Source organism: Acinetobacter sp. MYb10 (assembly GCF_002980175.2).
In the GTDB taxonomy this organism is placed as follows: Bacteria; Pseudomonadota; Gammaproteobacteria; order Pseudomonadales; family Moraxellaceae; genus Acinetobacter; species Acinetobacter guillouiae.
Map to the genome: position 1 here is coordinate 806,228 of NZ_CP058272.1, position 17,690 is coordinate 823,917.

Sequence of the window (17,690 nt, forward strand, 5' to 3'; positions counted from 1 at the left end):
TTATACCCTTTTAAACTTTAACTATATTTTTAAACCCTTATTTTGACAATTTTCATTGTCACTAAAATCTTGTGTATTCTAGATCATTTTAATGAGTCATTTAAGGTCTTTTGTTGTAACTTTAATTGTTTTTTTTGCTCACGACGCATTTTAAAAAAATCAGACAGTTGGCTTGAGCACTGCGTTTGTAAACAACCGCCTTCAAACTGAAATATATGATTGTAATAGCCAATCTCTAACAGTTGGCGGCTACTGATAAGTGAACCCGCTTTAGGTTCAGTCGCGCCAAAAACCACACGTTTGATTCTTGCATGGATTAATGCACCAACACACATGGTACAAGGTTCAAGTGTGACGTATAAAGTGGCGTCTTCTGGCAGGCGATAATTTTCAATCTTTTGACACGCATTGCGCAGTGCCTGAATTTCCGCATGGGCTGTTGGATCATGCTGAGCAATCGGTTGATTATAACCTTCACCAATGACTTGCCCCTGACTTACAATCACTGCACCAACAGGAATTTCACCGATAGATGCAGCAAATGCAGCTTGCTCTAAAGCCAGCTGCATCCATTGTTGATCTATGTGTTGTTGAGTTTTTTCAGTCATACGACCTTAAATGATACCGTACTGACTTAGCAGCGCATTCCAACTGTCAATCGTTGTGACAGGTGGATTTTTAGCAAGTATTCCACGCAATGTTCGAGACTCAACCTGTTCCCACTCTGGTGATAAATCTTTATCCACCAAACGTGCACGTACCCCTTCAACAAAATCAGGATGACGAATTTTCCAATCAGAAATTTGTTTTTCTAATTCAAAAACCTCAGACCACGGATGAACTTGACGTCCCCACTGCCATAACAACCAGGTAATCGCAGCAGTACTTGGTGAGCCCTTTTGTAGATTCTCACTGGCTTGACGCAACCAATCACTACGCGCATCACTTAGGCCAATAATCGCTTCATAATCATGTTCAAAGTTTACACCACGACAAACACTATGAATCACATCCAAAGAGTTTTGCAACGGTCCTGGTGAAACAGGACGATGTAAACTATTTAAGGTGTCATCTAAAGCACGGAAATCACCAGCAGGATAATGATCCCAATCAATATCAATCAGTTTCTGTAAAACCACATCACGTTGGGCATCACAAATATGAGTTGCCCAACCAATCCCATAACCACCCGCTGCAGTCATGATCGAACCAGTTAAACCTGTGAATAAACCTATCGGACCACGATCTGCCAAGAAACGTGTAGCCCCCACATCTGGATATAGACCAATATTCACTTCCGGCATAGCAAGACGCGAATACGGAGTAACTAAACGAAATGGGGCAGCCATAAATAAGCCTAAGCCACCACCCATGACATAACCTTCACCCCAAACCACTACAGGTTTAGCATAATTATGCAACAGTAAATCTAAAGCATATTCCGTTTCAAAAAACTTATTGGCTGTTTCAACTTCATTGTTGATCACCAATTGACGCAGTTTACGAACGTCACCGCCTGCACAAAAAGCTTTAGGCGTGGTTGAATCTAACCAAATTGCCTTAACTGAGTCATCATGATGAAAATCCTCAAACAGCTTCAATAATGCCGCAACGATAGATTCATCAAGTGCATGAAGCGACTTAGGACGATTTAAGCGAATAATTCGCCATCCCTTTTTCGCTTCTTCGATAATCAGATCTGGGTGATAATTATTTATTTCAGGAGAGTTTGTCATGCGTCCAGCTGCCAGTCGATTGGCTCAATGCCATATTGTTTCAGATAATTATTTGTTTTTGAAAAAACCTTACAACCAAAAAAGCCACCACGATTTGCTGCCAATGGAGATGGGTGCGCAGCTTTTAATACCAGATGCTTCGTTTGGTCTATACGTTGTCCTTTTTTCTGAGCATATGCGCCCCAAAGTATAAATACAATGTGCTCTCTATGCTCATTCAACACATCAATCACATGATCTGTAAAATTTTCCCAACCGCGTTTTTGATGTGATGTTGGTTGCCCAGCTTCTACTGTCAATACACTATTTAAAAGCAATACACCCTGTTGAGCCCATTTGGTGAGATCACCATGTCGGGATATAGGTACAGCTAAATCTGTATTTAACTCATGAAAGATATTACGTAAAGACGGAGGCAATGCAACGCCTCTTTGTACGGAAAAACTCAAGCCATGCGCTTGATCAGGACCGTGATAAGGATCTTGTCCTAAAATCACCACTTTTACGTGATTCAATGGCGTTGTGTCTAATGCATTGAAAATAAGTGAGCTCGGTGGATAAATAGTTTTATTTGCATTTTTTTCAGCAACTAAAAAAGAACGCAAATCATCCATTTGCTGACTCAAAAGAAACTCAGCTAAACCTTCTTTCCAACTTTGATCTAACCGAACTTGATTTAATTTTGTTTGTTCGAGTTCAGATAATTGCATCAACTTTCATCCTAAATTTCATTTTCCTAAAAATTTATTTGTCCTAAAGATGGATTTCACTCATGAATCATCATTTAAATTTTAACCTGTAAATCCACTTCAGGGTTTTGAAACGGAATACCTTGTTTCAATTTTTCATACATTTCTGGGTCAGACCATTCAGATATGACCTGCTCAGAAAAAATAATTTTATCCAGATTCAACAGTCCCATCTGAGCATTTTCAATATCTTCTTGAAAACTTTGCGCATAACCTGTATCGGTTTCATGCACAATCACAGAATAGACTTCAACATCCCCTTCCCCATTTTGGGTAATGGTTGATTTTAAAATCTGTTGCGCGAGAAAAAAGAATATCCGTGAAAACTGTTCAGCCGATGGAGAAACTGGCAAAGCCACCCAACGAGCACTAAAAGTTTTACACGCCTGAATATATTCAGGGTTATCTTCTTGCCAAAAACAGATCGCATGGTCAAAACTGTCGAAAATTTCTTTAATTACACCTTTAAGCAATCCAAAGTCATATACCATTTGACCATGATCAAGTTTTGAAGCTTTAAGTAGTAATTCAACTTTATAGCTGTGCCCGTGTATAGACCGTTTGCAACGATCTGACGTGCAATTGCGCACAATATGTGCATTTTCAAACTTAAATAACTTACGAATTAACATGAGCCAAATTTTATAAACAAATCGGTAAAGAATCTCGATTATAAAGCAAAACTCGAACCCTGAGCATTAATTTTCACGTTGATTGCAATTAGCAAAAAGGATGATCTCATTTTTTAGGCCTATTTAGCTTATCGAATCATGTTCACTCAATCAACCAACCTTTTAACTACCTTTTGACTAACTTTTATAGTCATTTAAAATCATATAGTTAAAATAAATATTCACTAAAATTTTCAAAATGGCGCAAGGCTACGCGAATAAACATAAACTTGCGATTTATCATTACGCATAAAGCGCGTAGTAAATTGACGCTTTCGATTGCTTAAAGATACTTCGATGTTGGCTTTAAAATAATTGGATGTCACACCGAAAATCTTATCTGCCTCGGTTTTACTCGCAGCTTCCAATGTGTCAAATGGTGCGACTTTCATCAACTCACCTACATTGGCAAAGTGCTCAAGTTTTTCTTGTCGCGCTTTTAAAGCTGTTTGTATGCTATTTACGTCTAGTTTTTCATCCATGGCTGCCAAAACCATTGCAGGTGCTGTATTGACATTAATTCGTGTGGCAATATCAGGCAGTGCCGATATATAAGGTGCAATTAAATCATACTTTTTTTCTTCAAAACCACGTACTTGTTTAAGTTCTTCAACACTGGAAAATTTTCGATTTGCAGCCAAATATGGTTTAGGCAAACCTTGGTAATAACTTGTTTCAGCGCCGTATGAACCTATGGTTTCATTGTCTGGATCTTGCCAATCAATCACAGCTTGAACAGCATCAGCAGGTAAACCGACACGAACCAACAGTTTAGAAAAATATTTCTGTGCCGCTTCGTTGGGCTTACCTTCATTGGTTAATAAACTGTTTAAATTGAATTTACCTGACTCATCTTCCAATACACCTGTGACATATCCATCTTCAACGGGAAATGCTGGCATCGGTTTTGCCCATGTTTCTTGTAAGTAATCTGCCTCTTTGCTGTTTTCGCTGTCTTGTACCAATATCTCAGAATAAAATGCTTCCGCACTCTTTGCATAAAAAAGTGCTTGGCTTTGCCGTTTTAAAAACCCTGTACTTTCATTGGTGTAATTTTGACGTTTAGCAATCGTCGCAGCAATGATGGTTGCCAAAGCGACCATCACTAAAATCGTAATTAATGCGATACCCTTTTGCTGCTTTAATTGCATGAATGATTTACCTAAATTGATTGATCCGCATCTACCACAATACCGATTTAATTAGCTTCGCCGTTATTGATCAGATAGTCAGAATTGAGCAAACTAAAAATCCATTCATATTCTATATCACGAATCGTGACTTTAATTTTAATCCCACGCGGCAATTGCCCATCATTTTTAATCATATCGTTTGGCCAACGATCTAATTCTGTTGGATTTAAAACATCAATACGATATTGATCCACATCTGCCAACAACACACTCGACAAGGGCTGTTCTGAATTATTTCGATTTAAATTTGAATATTTTAACCGATAAAGTTTTTTCTCTTGTGCATTGTAAACATATTCAATTCGTTCATAGGGTGACAGCCCCTGTTTAAGCGGGTCGGTTACACCTGTTTTACTGAAAGAAAGTTTTTGATTGTCTAAGCGTAAAGCAGGTTCAATTTCCTCACCACTTCTCGCAGAAATAGGAACAATCTGTAAGGTATCACGCTGAATCTGTTGATAGGCACCTTGCAATTGACCTAAATTTTCCTCATGTATGACATTACGATCTTTAACCTTAATCAGATAGTCAAATATTTTCCAGCCCAATGCTGACAAAACAGCAAAGATTGCAATAGCCACCAAAAGTTCAATTAAGGTAAAACCCGTACTTTTCTGTGAATACACAGTTTGATTTTTTTTATGTTTGATTAGATTCATCATTATTTTTCTTTGATCGGATAATTAAAGAACACCATATTGGTAATCCCTGCTTCTACTTTGCCCGTATCAGGATTAAAAAGGCTCACTTGCACATCTATTTTTTGTACATTTGGGCTCAGTGTAGATTCTACTTTTTTATCTACCTGCCAAGTTTCACCTTGTGTGGTGATTTGTTTGGATGATGTTCCTGACAGCCATTCACGATTAATCATCATCATTGAGATTTCATTCTGTGCAACAAACTGAGCTTTGGTTCGTAAAATCGCGTTGGCTGTCGACTGCGTATATTGCATCGCGACTTTAGTCAAAGCCATTGCTGCGACTGCAAAAATCGCCAAAGCCACAACCACCTCAATTAAAGTAAAGCCCTTATTTTTCTTCATCTACTTTACCCAAATAATCAACTCGAATCACCCCACCCACTGGCTTTTGCTGATAATACATTTGAATTGTGACAGGTTTGACTTCACCATTTCCAAACCAAATCAATTTAGGTGCATTATTCCCCAAGAGTTCTGAGTTATTTGCATTTTGGAATTGATGATCTTCCGTTTCAATAGAAAATGAAACGTATTCTGGCAACGCTCTTTTAGGAAAGTCCGTCACTTCTTTCCATGGTTTATTGTCAACCACTCGAATACGTTGCTCAGCGTCTTCTTTGACTGGAATATATTCAATAACACCATACTGTGCATCTGCAACATCCGTAGCATTGTGTAATTCGAGTGCATAAATACGCGCTTGATCATTGGCTTCACGATTAATCTGCTTTAAATCGAGCAATAACATCTCGCGCGCTTGCATAGCTTTACGCTGATCTACGCCATCAATATTTAAAATGATCAATGAGGCAATAATACTGATGATGACGATCACCACCATCACCTCAATTAAGGTAAAACCTCGCATTTTTTGAGATGATCGTAGATTTTTCATTGCAACTAAGCCACCTGTTCTGAGGCTTGTGGATGTTTTGGCACAGCCAATGCCTGATCAATCAATGCGACACGTAAGGTATCTCGACAACCTAAATAACGTTGATAGAAGCTTGAATTCAATATCGCTGCTCCACCATGCGTAATTGACCAAATCGAAGCCAAATAATCACGTGCAGACATCAAACTTTGAATGGATTCTAGATAGCATTCTGTCATTCGAATAATGATACGTAAACGTTGTTTACGCACTTGATAGAGTTCACTAAATAAATGATGGATGCCTTGTCCAGTAGTGGATAATCGCTCTTCGATCTGATGGAATAACACTGCACGTTCAGGATGGTGTAAATGGTGCAACATAAAAAAAGCCAAATGCTCAGGAAATGCTTTTTCAGTATCACGTACCATTTCAAGTAACATACGTTCATTACGAATGATGAGTAGTATATACAACTCATCTTTACTCTGAAAATGCTTATAAAGTGTTCCCTTAGCTAGATCTAGTTCTGCAGCAAGGGCATCCAATGTCATCCCAGCTTCACCATTTTCTAAAAGCAGTTGTTCAGCAACCTGAAAAATCAATGCTTCTCTTGCTCTAAACTGAGCCTGTCGATCCATCTTCACCCGATAAACTCTCTTGTTAATTCTATCCGTTAATAAATTGACGCACTTCTATTGATTGCTTTTTAAATCAGTGCTTTTCAATCACTTTTGTTGAAGCAGATTTTCAAAATTTTGTGTGGTAATGAAAGCGATCTCTTCAAGCGTTTTATCATATACATCACTCAGCGCTTTGGCTACATAAGGAACGTATTTTGGTTCATTCGGTTTTCCTCGATAAGGCATCGGCGCCAAATAAGGACTATCCGTTTCAATCAACAAGCGATCTAAAGGTACCTGCTTTGCAACATCTCTTAAATCTTGCGCATTTTTAAATGAAACAATCCCAGAGAAGGAAATATAGTAGCCACAATCTAAAACCGCCTTTGCAGTCTCCCAATCCTCTGTAAAACAATGCAAAATACCATGTGTTGATTTTTCAGCCCGAATAATGTCTACAGTTTCATGCTTTGCTGAACGGGTATGGACAACTACAGGTTTTTTAAGCTGTTGCGATGCGTGAATATGTCGTGCAAAACAGGCTTTTTGTTCAGCAATAAATTCAGTACTATGAAAATAATCCAAACCTGTTTCACCCAAGGCCCAAACTTTTTCAGCCTGCGCCAATTCAACCAGTTTTTCAACACTTGCACGTTGCATCACTGCAGGATCTTCACATGGGTGCACACCAACACTATAGCCCACATCTGAATGTCTTGCGGCAATTTCTGCAAGTGCGATATGGTCATCCAAATCTACAGAAATCCCCATAAATTTGGACACACCAGCATCTCTTGCTTGTTGTAATGCGGCATCGAGATCCCCAGCATAAGGTTCAAGATTTAACATGGTTAAATGGCAATGCGTATCAACAAACACAGAAATTCCTAAATATTGAAAATTGGCTTACATTGTAAAGCTAGGACGGTCTAAAGACATACTGCCTGCGAGTAGTTTTTCTGCTTCCATTTTGTAATAGATGCCTTTTTCGCCAGTGAGTTGAATTGCAAAACCTTGTGGCTTAATTCCATTTTGCTTTTGCGAAATCCAAATCACTTTCCCTGTTAAAGGAACTTTCTGTGATTGATCTGGCAAACCTGCCAATACGAAAACTTCATCGCCCATTTTTACAGCATTCTTTGATGGTACAAATAAGCCACCACCTAAAATATAAGGCATATAACTGGCTTGTAAGGTTGCACGATCATTGATGTTGACTTGAATCAAACCGCCCATACGTGGTTGCATGATTATTCCCCCTGAATATTCAAATTTTATGTCACATTCATTAACTGAATCGACAATTGATCAATAATTAGATTTGTTTGTACATTTTGATCAACTTTTAGCTTAGATTGTTGTAAATCCTCATAAATAGAGAACAAAGTTTGCAATTGATACTGCGCTGCAAGCTCATCCAACTGCAAATCTGAATTCTTTACAACTTGATTCAGCTTGACACAAATTATATCTGACAACAAGTATTCAAACATTTGTAAAAAATCATAAAAGCTCAGTTCTTTATTCCATTTTGAAGCGAACTGTAAAGGCATGCTTTTTTGACTGACCAGTTTTTGCCAATCTTGTAAAAATTCCCCACGTCGGTTTAACCAATCCAGCTCAGCAAGCGCCAATGCTTGCAATGGCATGTTATTGGATAAATTCATCAACAAGTTAATTTTAGAATGCATTTCACTTGGTAAATGCTGTTGCAAATATTGTTCTGAAAGCGTGGGGCTAATACGATCCATTGCAAAGTGCTGTAACCGACTACGAATCGTTGCAGGCAGCTTTAGATAATGTTCTGCAAGTAAGATAATCTGTACCCGATCACCTGGCTCTTCTAGTGTTTTTAATAATGCATTTGCAGAAGCAATGTTTAAAGCTTCTGCAGGTTCAATCACAATAACGCGCCAACCATCTACTGTTTGCTGCACAAATGGTAGTAAATCACGGATCTTCTCGATCTTAATTTTCGCGTTTTGCTTCTTATTCTCTTCATCGGTCGTGATATTAACATAGTTAGGGTGGGTATCCGATTTGAGCCACTGGCAACTTGCGCACTCTCCACAAGCACCTTGTGGTGTTTTATTTAAACACAAAACCCATGATAAAAAATGTTGGGTAAATGCATGTTTACCACAGCCTTTTTTACCATAGAACAATAAACCATGCCCTAATTTTGGAAAGCGACCTGTTAAGGTTTCCCATGTCTGTTGCTGCCAAGGATAAACCTGAGAATTAGAAGCATCCATGAATCAAAAACCTAAATACAAGTGAGGTAAAAACAAGTGACGTAAATATAAATAATGCAAAGACAAACTATTCAAAAACCGCTACATCTAAGGCGTTTAAGCGATCCAAATCTGTTTGAGTATCGACACCTGGTGGTAAGTTTACTTGTGCGATATCAATCGCAATACGATGTCCATTTTCTAAAACGCGTAATTGCTCTAAACTTTCCAACTGTTCCAAAACACCCATATCCCAAGTGACATATTCTTGTAAAAGCTTGACACGGTAAGCATATAAGCCCAAATGGCGATAAGCATGCTGATGTGGCTTTTGCTCAGCCTGTTTAACCCCCTCTCGATCATAAGGAATTTGTGCACGACTGAAATAAAGCGCTTCATTGAACTTTGACATCACCACTTTCACGATGCTGTCACGCTGAAACTCGTCAAGCTGATGTATCGACTCACATAAGGTCGACATTGAACAATCTGCTTTCTGTGCTAGCAACTCCGCAACTTGAATCACCAATTGTGCAGGCAACAAAGGCTCATCGCCCTGTACATTCACAATAATATCCTCAGCATTCCAACCTTTGATCCGAGCAACTTCACTTAAACGATCTGTGCCTGAAGGATGACTCGGATCAGTCATCACAACATCCACACCTTCTGCTCGGCAAAGCGCAGCAATACGTGGGTCATCTGTTGCCACACAAAGATCATCAAACCCCTGTACTTTTTTTGCTTGATCAACCACACGTAAAATCATGGCTCGTCCATGAATTTCTAAAAGCGGTTTACCCGGAAGACGTGAACTCGCAAAACGCGCAGGAATAACAATATGTTTCATCAAATTAACCTTGTATTAGATCAATACCAAGTTGAGTAAGCTGTTGGTTGAGTAATAGATAACATTCATCAGACAAGACCGCTCCCACTGGAACCACCCAAATCTCACGACTAAATGTAGAATGATTTTTCAATAATGGTAAAAGCTTTACTGCATCTTTTTCAGTGGTGATAATCGGATTGTTATCTTCAAACTGTAAATCATCAATTTCATAATCATAATGGTCTGGAAATTCATGACATTGAAATTGAGTTACACCTATACTTTCCAAGGTATTATAAAAGCGTTGAGGAAAACCAATTCCAACAACTGCATAATAATCAAGTGTAGGATCAAACTGTTCAGATTGGTCAAAACTTGGATTTAATAGATAAGGTTCTGTCACTTCTAAATGCATATTTAGAGCTGAATGCGGCTGATGCGCATGCTCAATCACGGTACCGTGTTTTAAACGGCTCACAGGCTCGCGCAAATAACCTTCAGGAAGCAGTTTCTGATTGCCCAAACCACGGTTATTATCCAGTACAATCCATTCGATTTGACGCGCTAAAGCCCAATGCTGTAAACCATCATCACTGATGATTAAATCAAGCTGGTAATGTTGCAGTAGTAACTCAATATTGGCTTGGCGATTGCCACCCACCACCATGGCAACCTCAGTAGACTGAACAATTAAACAGGGTTCATCGCCCACTTGATCAGGCACAGAATCTAAAGTAACCAGTGCAGGAAAAGGCCCTTGACCGCCATAACCACGACTAATTACACCAACACGAACATGCTGATGTTGCAAATATTTAACCAACTGAATCAATAACGGTGTCTTCCCACTCCCGCCCACAGTAATATTTCCAATAATCATCACTGGGACAGGTGCTTTATAGGTTTTTTTTATACCTTTTTGATACAGTTGCTTATTTACCGTAAAACCGAATTGATATAACCATGACAATGGCCGCAATGCAATCAACCACTTGGACTGTTTATTCCAAGCATCTTGAATGATTTGCGCAATAGACATGTTCGATTATTCCTCAAAGTTACGTTCATACAATTGATAGTAAGCGCCATGCTTCGCTAATAACTCCGTATGAGTACCTTGCTCTATGATACGCCCTTTATCCATAACCACAATCTTATCCGCTTTCTCAATTGTGGATAGACGGTGAGCGATCACAATCGTGGTTCGATTTTGATCAAGCATCGCTTCATCAAATGCTTTTTGAATAAAGTGTTCAGACTCATTATCTAAAGCACTGGTGGCTTCATCAAGGATAAGAATTGGTGCATTTTTAAGGATTGCACGTGCAATGGCAATACGTTGACGTTGACCACCAGAAAGACTTAAGCCTTGCGCGCCCAAAGGTGTGTCATAACCATTTGGTAACTCCATAATAAAGTCATGTGCATAGGCTGCTTTAGCAGCGGCAATAATGGCTTCATCGGATGCTTTTTCTAACTGACCATATGCAATATTTTCACGCACTGTTCGATCAAATAAAACCACTTGCTGGTTGACCATTGCAACTTGAGTACGTAAACAACTGAGTTCAATATCTTGAATAGGCAATTGATCTAGATAAATCTGCCCTGCGCTAATTTCCTGAAAGCGTACCAACATATTCACCAAAGATGACTTACCAGCACCTGAACGCCCAACCAAAGCAATGGTTTGGCCTGCTTGTATGTCTAATGACAAATCATCAATTGCTTTTACATTATTTTTATAAATCAAAGACACATGATCAAACTTGATATCACCCAATAATTTTGGCGTTAACGTTCCAGTATTTTCTTCATGTGGCAAATCTAGGACTTCAAATACGGAATATGCCGCAGCAATACCACGTTGTAATTTTTCATTAATATCCGTTAAGTTTTTAATAGGTTTCGCCAATAGCCCTGCTGCTGTGATATAAGCAACGAACTCGCCAGCCGAAGTATCGCCTAAAATTTGTGGACGTAATGCCAACCAAATAATGATACCCAGAGCAAAAGCCATGACCAATTGTACCAGTGGACTATTTAGGTTTTGTACAACCACCATTTTCAAGCCACGTTTTAAGTTTTCTTCTGACGACTTATAGAAACGTTGTTGTTCACTTTCTTCACCTGCAAAACTCTTTACAACAGCATTACCACTGACTGTTTCTTGTACAATATGGTTGACATCCCCCATCGTATTTTGTACTTGAATAGAGAGTTTACGCATACGTTTTGAAGCTTTACGTACCAATAAGCCAATAATCGGCATAAAGATAAAAATACATAAAGTTAAACGCCAATTGGTATACAGTAGATAACCCAATAAACCTAAAGCAATTGCGCCATCACGAATTAATGTTTTTAATGATTCAGAGGAAGCTGCGGTTAACTGCTCAACGTTATACATAATTTTTGCAGTGATATGGCCAGATGAATTATCCAAGTAATACTGTGCTGGTAGTTTTAACAGTTTGGCATAAACTTCTTGGCGAATACTAAATACCAAACTTCTTGAGATGACTGCAGTAAAGTAGCCTCCCATAAACAAACCTAAGCCACGGAAGAATATCAATAGAATAATCAGTGCTGGGAACCAATCAAGATCACCACGATTACCACCTTGAATTGCATCAATAATATACTTGAGTAATTTCGCTACAGAAACTTCAGTTGCCGCATTTATGCCAAATCCAATAATAACGAGTAAGGCTGCCCCCCAATACGGCTTTAAATATGCCAAAAGACGGACATAGACCTTAAAATCCTGATTCACTAATTAATAACCTCGAGATGGAACTTTGGTACTGATATTGATGTTAACGAAACCTAGCTGTCCTGCGACGTCCATCACTCGAATAACATCTTGATGCGTCGCTTTAGCATCTGCAGCTATCACAAACATCAGATCACGATTATCATTTGCTGCATGCTTAATTGCAGTACTTAAATCAGCCGACTCTTTACTCGAAAGTGCCTGCCCATTTACTGCATAATGTCCTGCCGAGTCTACCATGACTTCAATTTTATTTTTGTATTCTTTTGGCGGAACACCTTGTGCATCCGGTAAAGAAAGATTGATCCGGCTTTGCTGGTTAAAGGTGGTGGTCAGTAATAAAATCACCAATATAAATAACAAGCAATCAATCAATGGCGTAAGATTGATATGAATATCTTCAACTGTTCTGCGTCTAAATTTCATGAAACACCCCTAAAACGGATTTCACCAGCTTTCTTTTTTTCATTTTCAAGGTGTTTCTGAAAAAATAAGGCGGCATGAAATAAAGTCGACTGTTGCTCGAGTTCAGCCACATATTCCTGAACTAGGCGCTGAAAATAACGGTAGGCAAATAGTGCTGGAATAGCAATCACCATACCAGCAGCTGTGGTAATTAATGCCTTAGAAATACCTGGAATCATCATGGTTGGATTGGCATTCGTACCTAAATCAATGACTAAAAAGGATTCGATAATCCCAATCACTGTACCCAACAGGCCCAATAACGGTGCAACAGCGCTCAATGTACCTAAGAAATTGATATTTTTTTCTAAATACCCAATTTCGCGTGAAGCAGTCGCTTCCATCTGAGCACGTGCATATGCTTCACCTTGAGCGTAAGCATCGATACCATCTTTAAAAATATAACCCAATGCCGTTTGGCAAACCGCTTGATCTTGTTCCATTTCATCTAAAACATCGTCAACATTGCGGCCTTTTTGCATCATAAGCGACTTAGGTAGAACTAAAGATCGTTTCAGCCGTATAAATCTCTCGATTGAAATCGCAACAGTAAAAATTGAACATAAAACCAATGGCAGCATTAACCAACCGCCGGCTTTAACAAGTTCCCACATCTTTAGTTCCCCAAATTAATTAAATCGCTTAAACATTATTGTTCTGGTAAACAGATATTTAAAATTCCATCTAACTCATCAAGCGAGTTATAACTGATGACCAGCTTGCCTTTACCCTGTTTGTTATAGTCTAATTTTACACTGGCACTAAAACGCTCTGACAGTTTCTGAGTCAGTTGTTGTACATCTGGTGCGAGTGGGTCTTTAGATTTTTCCTGCTTTGGTGTATTCCAATCACGCACCAACTGCTCGGTTTGACGAACAGATAAACTCTTATCAATCACAATTTTTGCAATTTGCAATTGATCTTTAGCTTTTAGTGTCAGTATCGCACGGGCGTGTCCCATGTCTAACAAACCTTGCTGCATTAAATCTTTGATTTCATCTTCTAGGCTTAATAAACGCAATAGGTTACTCACGGTAGTACGTGCTTTACCTACGGTATCCGCAATTTCTTGATGACTAAGCCCAAATTCTTCATGGAAGCGTTGTAATGCCAACGCTTGATCAACAGGGTTTAAATCTTGACGCTGAATGTTTTCGATCAATGCCAAGGCAATCGCAACCTGATCGGTCAAATCACGTACAATTGCAGGGATTTCAGTTAAACCCGCCAATTGCGCAGCACGCCAGCGACGTTCACCTGCAATGATTTCATAGGGAGTTTCGTCATTTTCAATCGGACGAATCACAATCGGCTGCATTACACCATGTTTTTTAATTGACGCTGCAAGTTCTTGTAAATCTTGCTCACCAATAAACCGACGGGGTTGATATGCACCACGTTTTAATTGGGTTACATCCATCTGTTTTAATTGGCCATGATCCAATGCTTGAACTTCAAGTTGTAATTTTTCTTTTTGGATTGAACCTAATAATGCATCTAAGCCACGACCCTTTGCCAACCCTCTTTTTTTCACGGTCATGCTTTATTTCCTTTTTTCACTTTACTCTTTTTCAACATTTCAGCTGCTAAATTTAAATATGCAATTGCACCTTTAGAGCTTTTCTCAAAATAAATAATCGGTAATCCATGTGCTGGCGCTTCGGCCAACCGCACATTACGCGGAATCACTGTATCATAAAGTTTCTTACCAAAATACTGTTCTAATTCGGCAGAAACATCTCGAGTGAGTGCATTACGCGCATCATACATGGTACGAAGCACCCCAATAATTTCCAATTCAGGGTTTAACGCCTGCTGAATTTTATCAATAGTCTGGGTCAGATCTGCCAATCCTTCTAATGCATAATACTCACATTGCATTGGAATAATCACTGCATCGACTGCGGCTAAAGCATTGACCGTAATTAAACTTAAACTTGGTGCACAATCAACAATAATATAATCAAAGTCTTTTTCAATCTGCTGTAAAGCATTACGCAAAATAAACTCACGTCCATCTTGCTCTGCGATTGCCAATTCAACACCTGCCAAATCACGATTTGAGCCAAGCACTTTATAACCGACTTCAGCTTTACTAATTGCAGTTTCAATCGGTACTTCACCCAGAAGTACATCGGTGACTGAATACAACAAATCATTTTTTTGAATACCCGACCCCATGGTAGCATTACCCTGTGAGTCCATATCCACCAATAAAACACGCTTTTTCAACACTGCCAAAGAGGCAGCCAAATTCACGGCTGTCGTGGTTTTACCTACGCCACCTTTCTGGTTTGCGATAGCAATAATTTGAGCCATGGTAACCCCAACCCTTAGTCTGTTTTAAATCTGTTTTAATAAAAGTAAATGACGTTGTTCGTCCAACCGAGGTACATGCAATTCAATAATGTCACAACTCCACTTGTCTTTTAAAGCATCAACTTCTTCAGTGGGAATCAAACCTTTCATTGACGCAATGATACTGCGTTCATGCATATAAGGTTCTGAAGCTGTCACAAAATCTGTCAATGAAGCAAATGCACGACTGGTGATCACATCAAATTGCCCTAGATCATGGATACTATCTTCATTTTCTACACGTGTCTGAACTGCGACAACATTTTTTAGTTTTAAATCTGCAATAAACTGTTTCAGAAAACGAATTTTCTTACCATTTGAATCCAACAAAACACATTGGCGTTCAGGTTGGCACAGTGCAATGATCATCCCTGGCATGCCCCCGCCAGTACCAATATCGAGTAAACGACCAGCGGGTAAATCATTTAAAATACTTAAGCTATCCAATAAATGTTTAACCAACATTTCTTTTGGATCGCGAATCGCTGTTAAGTTATAAGCTTTGTTCCACAGGACGAGTGCATCTTGATATTGCAACAATAATCCTAATGCTTCATCACTAAGTTTTAAGCCAAGCTTTAGACTGCCTTGCTTTAACTCTTGAAAAAATGGATGCATGATCAAATAACATCTCTAAAAAGTTAGCTGAAAGTATACCTATTTCTCGCCCGTGGAACAGTAGTTAACGATGAGTTAATACGCACTTAGGCGTATTTATCCTCACTTAAATATACTCACCCTGTCTTATTTGCAAATCCAAGGCTGTTAAACGTTCAGGTGTACCCACATCAACCCACGCTGCCTGCATTTTCTCAGCAGAGATTTTACCATCTAGCATGCCTTGTTTAAGCAAGGGTGCAAGCGGTCTTTTACCATGCTCCAGACCATCAAACATTTTTGGGTTGATCACAGCGACACCACTGTAAGTTAAATTTTCACCTTGCTGATTTTGATCAAAGGTATAAGCGCGACCATTTGCCAAGGTAAAATCGCCCTGAGGATGCTGTTCAGGATTATTAACAAAAACCAAATGCGCAAGATCATCGGCAAGATTGATATCTAATAATGATCCAAAATCAAAAGTGGTCCATACATCGCCATTGACCAGAATAAAAGGTTGATCACCGAGAAGTGCTAAGGCATTGATAATCCCACCTGCAGTTTCCAAGCCCTCATCTTCACGCGTCCAGCGTATAGTCACACCAAATTGTGAGCCATCCCCCAAGGTGCCAATCAGAATATCTGCCAACCATGCAGAGTTAATCACGATTTCAGTCACACCAATTTTTTTTAATTTTTCAATATGCCATACAATTAGTGCTTTGCCGCCTACTTCCAATAAAGGCTTTGGCTTATAGAGGGTCAAAGGTCGCATTCTATTGCCTAGACCAGCAGCTAAAATCATCGCTTTCATGCTGCAACTACCTCATATGTGCCATATTTTTCTTCAAATTTCGGCAAAACCCGTGCATGGATAAAATGCATAAACGATTGTAATTCTGGGTAAGGTTTTGCCTCTTCCAGTAAATACCACATGACACGAGGCAAGTCCTTGAGATAACCAGACTTACCATCACGCTCAAACAAACGAACGAAAATACCTAAAATTTTGATATGGCGCTGAATTGCCATAAAGTCAGCATCTTGTTTGAATTGATCAAAATCACGATCTTGCTTCGCAGATTCTGGCAATAAGTCATAAAATACTTTAAACCACGCATACACACGCTCAGGACCCCACTGTACGTAGGCATCACGGGTAATAGAAATCAAGTCATAAGTATCCGCACCGATCACTGCGTCTTGAAAATCAATCACGCCTTGGTCTTTCTCACCTTCAAGAATCATCAGATTACGACTATGGAAATCACGATGTACGATTACTTGAGGTTGTGCCAAAGCGGCATTGGCAAGGATAGCAAAAGTTCTTTTAATTAACGCATGTTCTTCATCTGTCACTTGGATTGCTAATGATGGTAACAACCAATCCGTTAACAATTCCATTTCTGAAATCAACTTTTCATAGGCATATGCTGGCAATTGTGATGAAGCAGTAGCAATAGACTGTAACTGCACCAACTGCTTAAAACTTTGCGCATAATGTGCATCTACCGTTTGATCATTCAATTGTGTAGATAGCAATACATCGCCAAAATCTTCAAGTAGCAACAAACCTTGATCTAAGTCCTTGGCAACAATATGAGGTACACGCACCCCATTTGTGTCAAAGAATTCATCAATCGCAACAAAAGGACGACAATCTTCCTTCTCAGGAGGTGCATCCATAAGCATAAATGTTTTATTATTCAAGGTAATTCGTGCATAACGACGGAAACTCGCATCGCCTGCTAAAAAATTGATTTCAAATTGATCTGAACTGAGTACAGATGTTAACCATGTTTGTATCAATTGTTCACGTTGTGTATTCATTTGCAATTTAATCTAATTCAGGCTGAATTTTTGAAGTGCTAAGTGT

At 39.1% G+C, this 17,690-nt stretch carries 22 protein-coding genes; all 22 read right to left on the reverse strand.

The window, feature by feature from the left end; translation table 11 throughout:
- Window positions 1-83: 83 nt before the first annotated feature.
- The 22 genes from tadA to CQZ96_RS03965 all read right to left on the reverse strand — a co-directional run bounded on the left by tadA (window position 84) and on the right by CQZ96_RS03965 (window position 17,644).
- On the reverse strand, window positions 84-608 hold the full coding sequence (gene tadA / locus CQZ96_RS03860; RefSeq protein ID WP_056510868.1) for a tRNA adenosine(34) deaminase TadA: 525 nt from the start codon (window positions 606-608) through the stop codon (window positions 84-86).
- 6 nt (window positions 609-614) lie between these two features.
- A complete protein-coding gene (locus CQZ96_RS03865) occupies window positions 615-1,736 on the reverse strand; it encodes an enoyl-CoA hydratase/isomerase family protein (protein WP_004720808.1) in 1,122 nt (373 codons plus the stop codon).
- Entirely contained in the window at window positions 1,733-2,446 is a 714-nt protein-coding gene (gene ung, locus CQZ96_RS03870) for a uracil-DNA glycosylase (RefSeq protein ID WP_105712763.1), read from the reverse strand. Before ung ends, CQZ96_RS03865 begins: the two co-directional genes overlap by 4 nt.
- Before the next feature lie 74 nt (window positions 2,447-2,520).
- Window positions 2,521-3,117 (reverse strand): 6-pyruvoyl trahydropterin synthase family protein, encoded by a 597-nt coding sequence (locus CQZ96_RS03875; RefSeq protein WP_004720811.1) that lies wholly within the window; start codon window positions 3,115-3,117, stop codon window positions 2,521-2,523.
- A 233-nt stretch (window positions 3,118-3,350) separates the two neighbouring features.
- Entirely contained in the window at window positions 3,351-4,307 is a 957-nt protein-coding gene (gene gspK, locus CQZ96_RS03880; RefSeq protein WP_105712764.1) for a type II secretion system minor pseudopilin GspK, read from the reverse strand.
- A gap of 47 nt (window positions 4,308-4,354) precedes the next feature.
- The gene (gspJ, locus tag CQZ96_RS03885; protein ID WP_105712765.1) at window positions 4,355-5,011 is read right to left on the reverse strand and encodes a type II secretion system minor pseudopilin GspJ; all 657 of its coding nucleotides are present in this window, start codon (window positions 5,009-5,011) and stop codon (window positions 4,355-4,357) included.
- Window positions 5,011-5,394 carry a type II secretion system minor pseudopilin GspI gene (gene gspI, locus CQZ96_RS03890; protein ID WP_105712766.1) on the reverse strand — a complete coding sequence of 128 codons (384 nt, stop codon included), beginning with the start codon at window positions 5,392-5,394 and terminating at the stop codon, window positions 5,011-5,013. Before gspI ends, gspJ begins: the two co-directional genes overlap by 1 nt.
- Window positions 5,381-5,947: a prepilin-type N-terminal cleavage/methylation domain-containing protein gene (locus CQZ96_RS03895; RefSeq protein ID WP_105712767.1), complete on the reverse strand. Its 567-nt coding sequence runs from the start codon at window positions 5,945-5,947 to the stop codon at window positions 5,381-5,383. The genes gspI and CQZ96_RS03895 overlap by 14 nt, the downstream gene beginning before the upstream one ends.
- Before the next feature lie 5 nt (window positions 5,948-5,952).
- The gene (locus CQZ96_RS03900; protein ID WP_105712768.1) at window positions 5,953-6,567 is read right to left on the reverse strand and encodes a TetR/AcrR family transcriptional regulator; all 615 of its coding nucleotides are present in this window, start codon (window positions 6,565-6,567) and stop codon (window positions 5,953-5,955) included.
- An 87-nt stretch (window positions 6,568-6,654) separates the two neighbouring features.
- Complete coding sequence (locus CQZ96_RS03905; RefSeq protein ID WP_004720827.1) at window positions 6,655-7,428, reverse strand: TatD family hydrolase; 774 nt, start codon at window positions 7,426-7,428, stop codon at window positions 6,655-6,657.
- A gap of 27 nt (window positions 7,429-7,455) precedes the next feature.
- Window positions 7,456-7,797 (reverse strand): PilZ domain-containing protein, encoded by a 342-nt coding sequence (locus tag CQZ96_RS03910; RefSeq protein WP_004720833.1) that lies wholly within the window; start codon window positions 7,795-7,797, stop codon window positions 7,456-7,458.
- Window positions 7,798-7,823: 26 nt separating this feature from the next.
- Window positions 7,824-8,804, reverse strand: a complete 981-nt coding sequence (locus tag CQZ96_RS03915) for a DNA polymerase III, delta' subunit (protein WP_004720835.1) — start codon at window positions 8,802-8,804, stop codon at window positions 7,824-7,826.
- Between the two features lie 67 nt (window positions 8,805-8,871).
- Window positions 8,872-9,633, reverse strand: coding sequence for a 3-deoxy-manno-octulosonate cytidylyltransferase (gene kdsB, locus CQZ96_RS03920; protein WP_105712769.1), 762 nt, complete (start codon window positions 9,631-9,633; stop codon window positions 8,872-8,874).
- A 4-nt stretch (window positions 9,634-9,637) separates the two neighbouring features.
- Window positions 9,638-10,654, reverse strand: a complete 1,017-nt coding sequence (gene lpxK / locus CQZ96_RS03925) for a tetraacyldisaccharide 4'-kinase (protein WP_105712770.1) — start codon at window positions 10,652-10,654, stop codon at window positions 9,638-9,640.
- A 6-nt stretch (window positions 10,655-10,660) separates the two neighbouring features.
- Entirely contained in the window at window positions 10,661-12,391 is a 1,731-nt protein-coding gene (msbA, locus tag CQZ96_RS03930; RefSeq protein ID WP_105712771.1) for a lipid A export permease/ATP-binding protein MsbA, read from the reverse strand.
- Window positions 12,392-12,394: 3 nt separating this feature from the next.
- On the reverse strand, window positions 12,395-12,817 hold the full coding sequence (locus CQZ96_RS03935; protein ID WP_056510829.1) for an ExbD/TolR family protein: 423 nt from the start codon (window positions 12,815-12,817) through the stop codon (window positions 12,395-12,397).
- Entirely contained in the window at window positions 12,814-13,470 is a 657-nt protein-coding gene (locus tag CQZ96_RS03940) for a MotA/TolQ/ExbB proton channel family protein (protein WP_105712772.1), read from the reverse strand. The genes CQZ96_RS03935 and CQZ96_RS03940 overlap by 4 nt, the downstream gene beginning before the upstream one ends.
- Window positions 13,471-13,505: 35 nt before the next feature.
- Window positions 13,506-14,396: a ParB/RepB/Spo0J family partition protein gene (locus tag CQZ96_RS03945; RefSeq protein WP_004720851.1), complete on the reverse strand. Its 891-nt coding sequence runs from the start codon at window positions 14,394-14,396 to the stop codon at window positions 13,506-13,508.
- Window positions 14,393-15,175, reverse strand: coding sequence for a ParA family protein (locus CQZ96_RS03950; RefSeq protein ID WP_004720853.1), 783 nt, complete (start codon window positions 15,173-15,175; stop codon window positions 14,393-14,395). The genes CQZ96_RS03945 and CQZ96_RS03950 overlap by 4 nt, the downstream gene beginning before the upstream one ends.
- Window positions 15,176-15,199: 24 nt before the next feature.
- Entirely contained in the window at window positions 15,200-15,832 is a 633-nt protein-coding gene (gene rsmG, locus CQZ96_RS03955) for a 16S rRNA (guanine(527)-N(7))-methyltransferase RsmG (protein WP_004720854.1), read from the reverse strand.
- A gap of 106 nt (window positions 15,833-15,938) precedes the next feature.
- On the reverse strand, window positions 15,939-16,628 hold the full coding sequence (gene murU, locus CQZ96_RS03960; protein ID WP_105712773.1) for an N-acetylmuramate alpha-1-phosphate uridylyltransferase MurU: 690 nt from the start codon (window positions 16,626-16,628) through the stop codon (window positions 15,939-15,941).
- Window positions 16,625-17,644, reverse strand: coding sequence for an aminoglycoside phosphotransferase family protein (locus CQZ96_RS03965; RefSeq protein WP_105712774.1), 1,020 nt, complete (start codon window positions 17,642-17,644; stop codon window positions 16,625-16,627). The genes murU and CQZ96_RS03965 overlap by 4 nt, the downstream gene beginning before the upstream one ends.
- Window positions 17,645-17,690: the final 46 nt, after the last annotated feature.

Bases quoted from the DNA above. Each gene is read 5' to 3' on its own strand.
- tadA (WP_056510868.1), bottom strand. From the start codon at position 608: ATGACTGAAAAAACTCAACAACACATAGATCAACAATGGATGCAGCTG.
- CQZ96_RS03865 (WP_004720808.1), bottom strand. From the start codon at position 1,736: ATGACAAACTCTCCTGAAATAAATAATTATCACCCAGATCTGATTATC.
- ung (WP_105712763.1), bottom strand. From the start codon at position 2,446: ATGCAATTATCTGAACTCGAACAAACAAAATTAAATCAAGTTCGGTTA.
- CQZ96_RS03875 (WP_004720811.1), bottom strand. From the start codon at position 3,117: ATGTTAATTCGTAAGTTATTTAAGTTTGAAAATGCACATATTGTGCGC.
- gspK (WP_105712764.1), bottom strand. From the start codon at position 4,307: ATGCAATTAAAGCAGCAAAAGGGTATCGCATTAATTACGATTTTAGTG.
- gspJ (WP_105712765.1), bottom strand. From the start codon at position 5,011: ATGATGAATCTAATCAAACATAAAAAAAATCAAACTGTGTATTCACAG.
- gspI (WP_105712766.1), bottom strand. From the start codon at position 5,394: ATGAAGAAAAATAAGGGCTTTACTTTAATTGAGGTGGTTGTGGCTTTG.
- CQZ96_RS03895 (WP_105712767.1), bottom strand. From the start codon at position 5,947: ATGAAAAATCTACGATCATCTCAAAAAATGCGAGGTTTTACCTTAATT.
- CQZ96_RS03900 (WP_105712768.1), bottom strand. From the start codon at position 6,567: ATGGATCGACAGGCTCAGTTTAGAGCAAGAGAAGCATTGATTTTTCAG.
- CQZ96_RS03910 (WP_004720833.1), bottom strand. From the start codon at position 7,797: ATGCAACCACGTATGGGCGGTTTGATTCAAGTCAACATCAATGATCGT.
- CQZ96_RS03915 (WP_004720835.1), bottom strand. From the start codon at position 8,804: ATGGATGCTTCTAATTCTCAGGTTTATCCTTGGCAGCAACAGACATGG.
- kdsB (WP_105712769.1), bottom strand. From the start codon at position 9,633: ATGAAACATATTGTTATTCCTGCGCGTTTTGCGAGTTCACGTCTTCCG.
- lpxK (WP_105712770.1), bottom strand. From the start codon at position 10,654: ATGTCTATTGCGCAAATCATTCAAGATGCTTGGAATAAACAGTCCAAG.
- CQZ96_RS03935 (WP_056510829.1), bottom strand. From the start codon at position 12,817: ATGAAATTTAGACGCAGAACAGTTGAAGATATTCATATCAATCTTACG.
- CQZ96_RS03940 (WP_105712772.1), bottom strand. From the start codon at position 13,470: ATGTGGGAACTTGTTAAAGCCGGCGGTTGGTTAATGCTGCCATTGGTT.
- CQZ96_RS03945 (WP_004720851.1), bottom strand. From the start codon at position 14,396: ATGACCGTGAAAAAAAGAGGGTTGGCAAAGGGTCGTGGCTTAGATGCA.
- CQZ96_RS03950 (WP_004720853.1), bottom strand. From the start codon at position 15,175: ATGGCTCAAATTATTGCTATCGCAAACCAGAAAGGTGGCGTAGGTAAA.
- rsmG (WP_004720854.1), bottom strand. From the start codon at position 15,832: ATGCATCCATTTTTTCAAGAGTTAAAGCAAGGCAGTCTAAAGCTTGGC.
- murU (WP_105712773.1), bottom strand. From the start codon at position 16,628: ATGAAAGCGATGATTTTAGCTGCTGGTCTAGGCAATAGAATGCGACCT.
- CQZ96_RS03965 (WP_105712774.1), bottom strand. From the start codon at position 17,644: ATGAATACACAACGTGAACAATTGATACAAACATGGTTAACATCTGTA.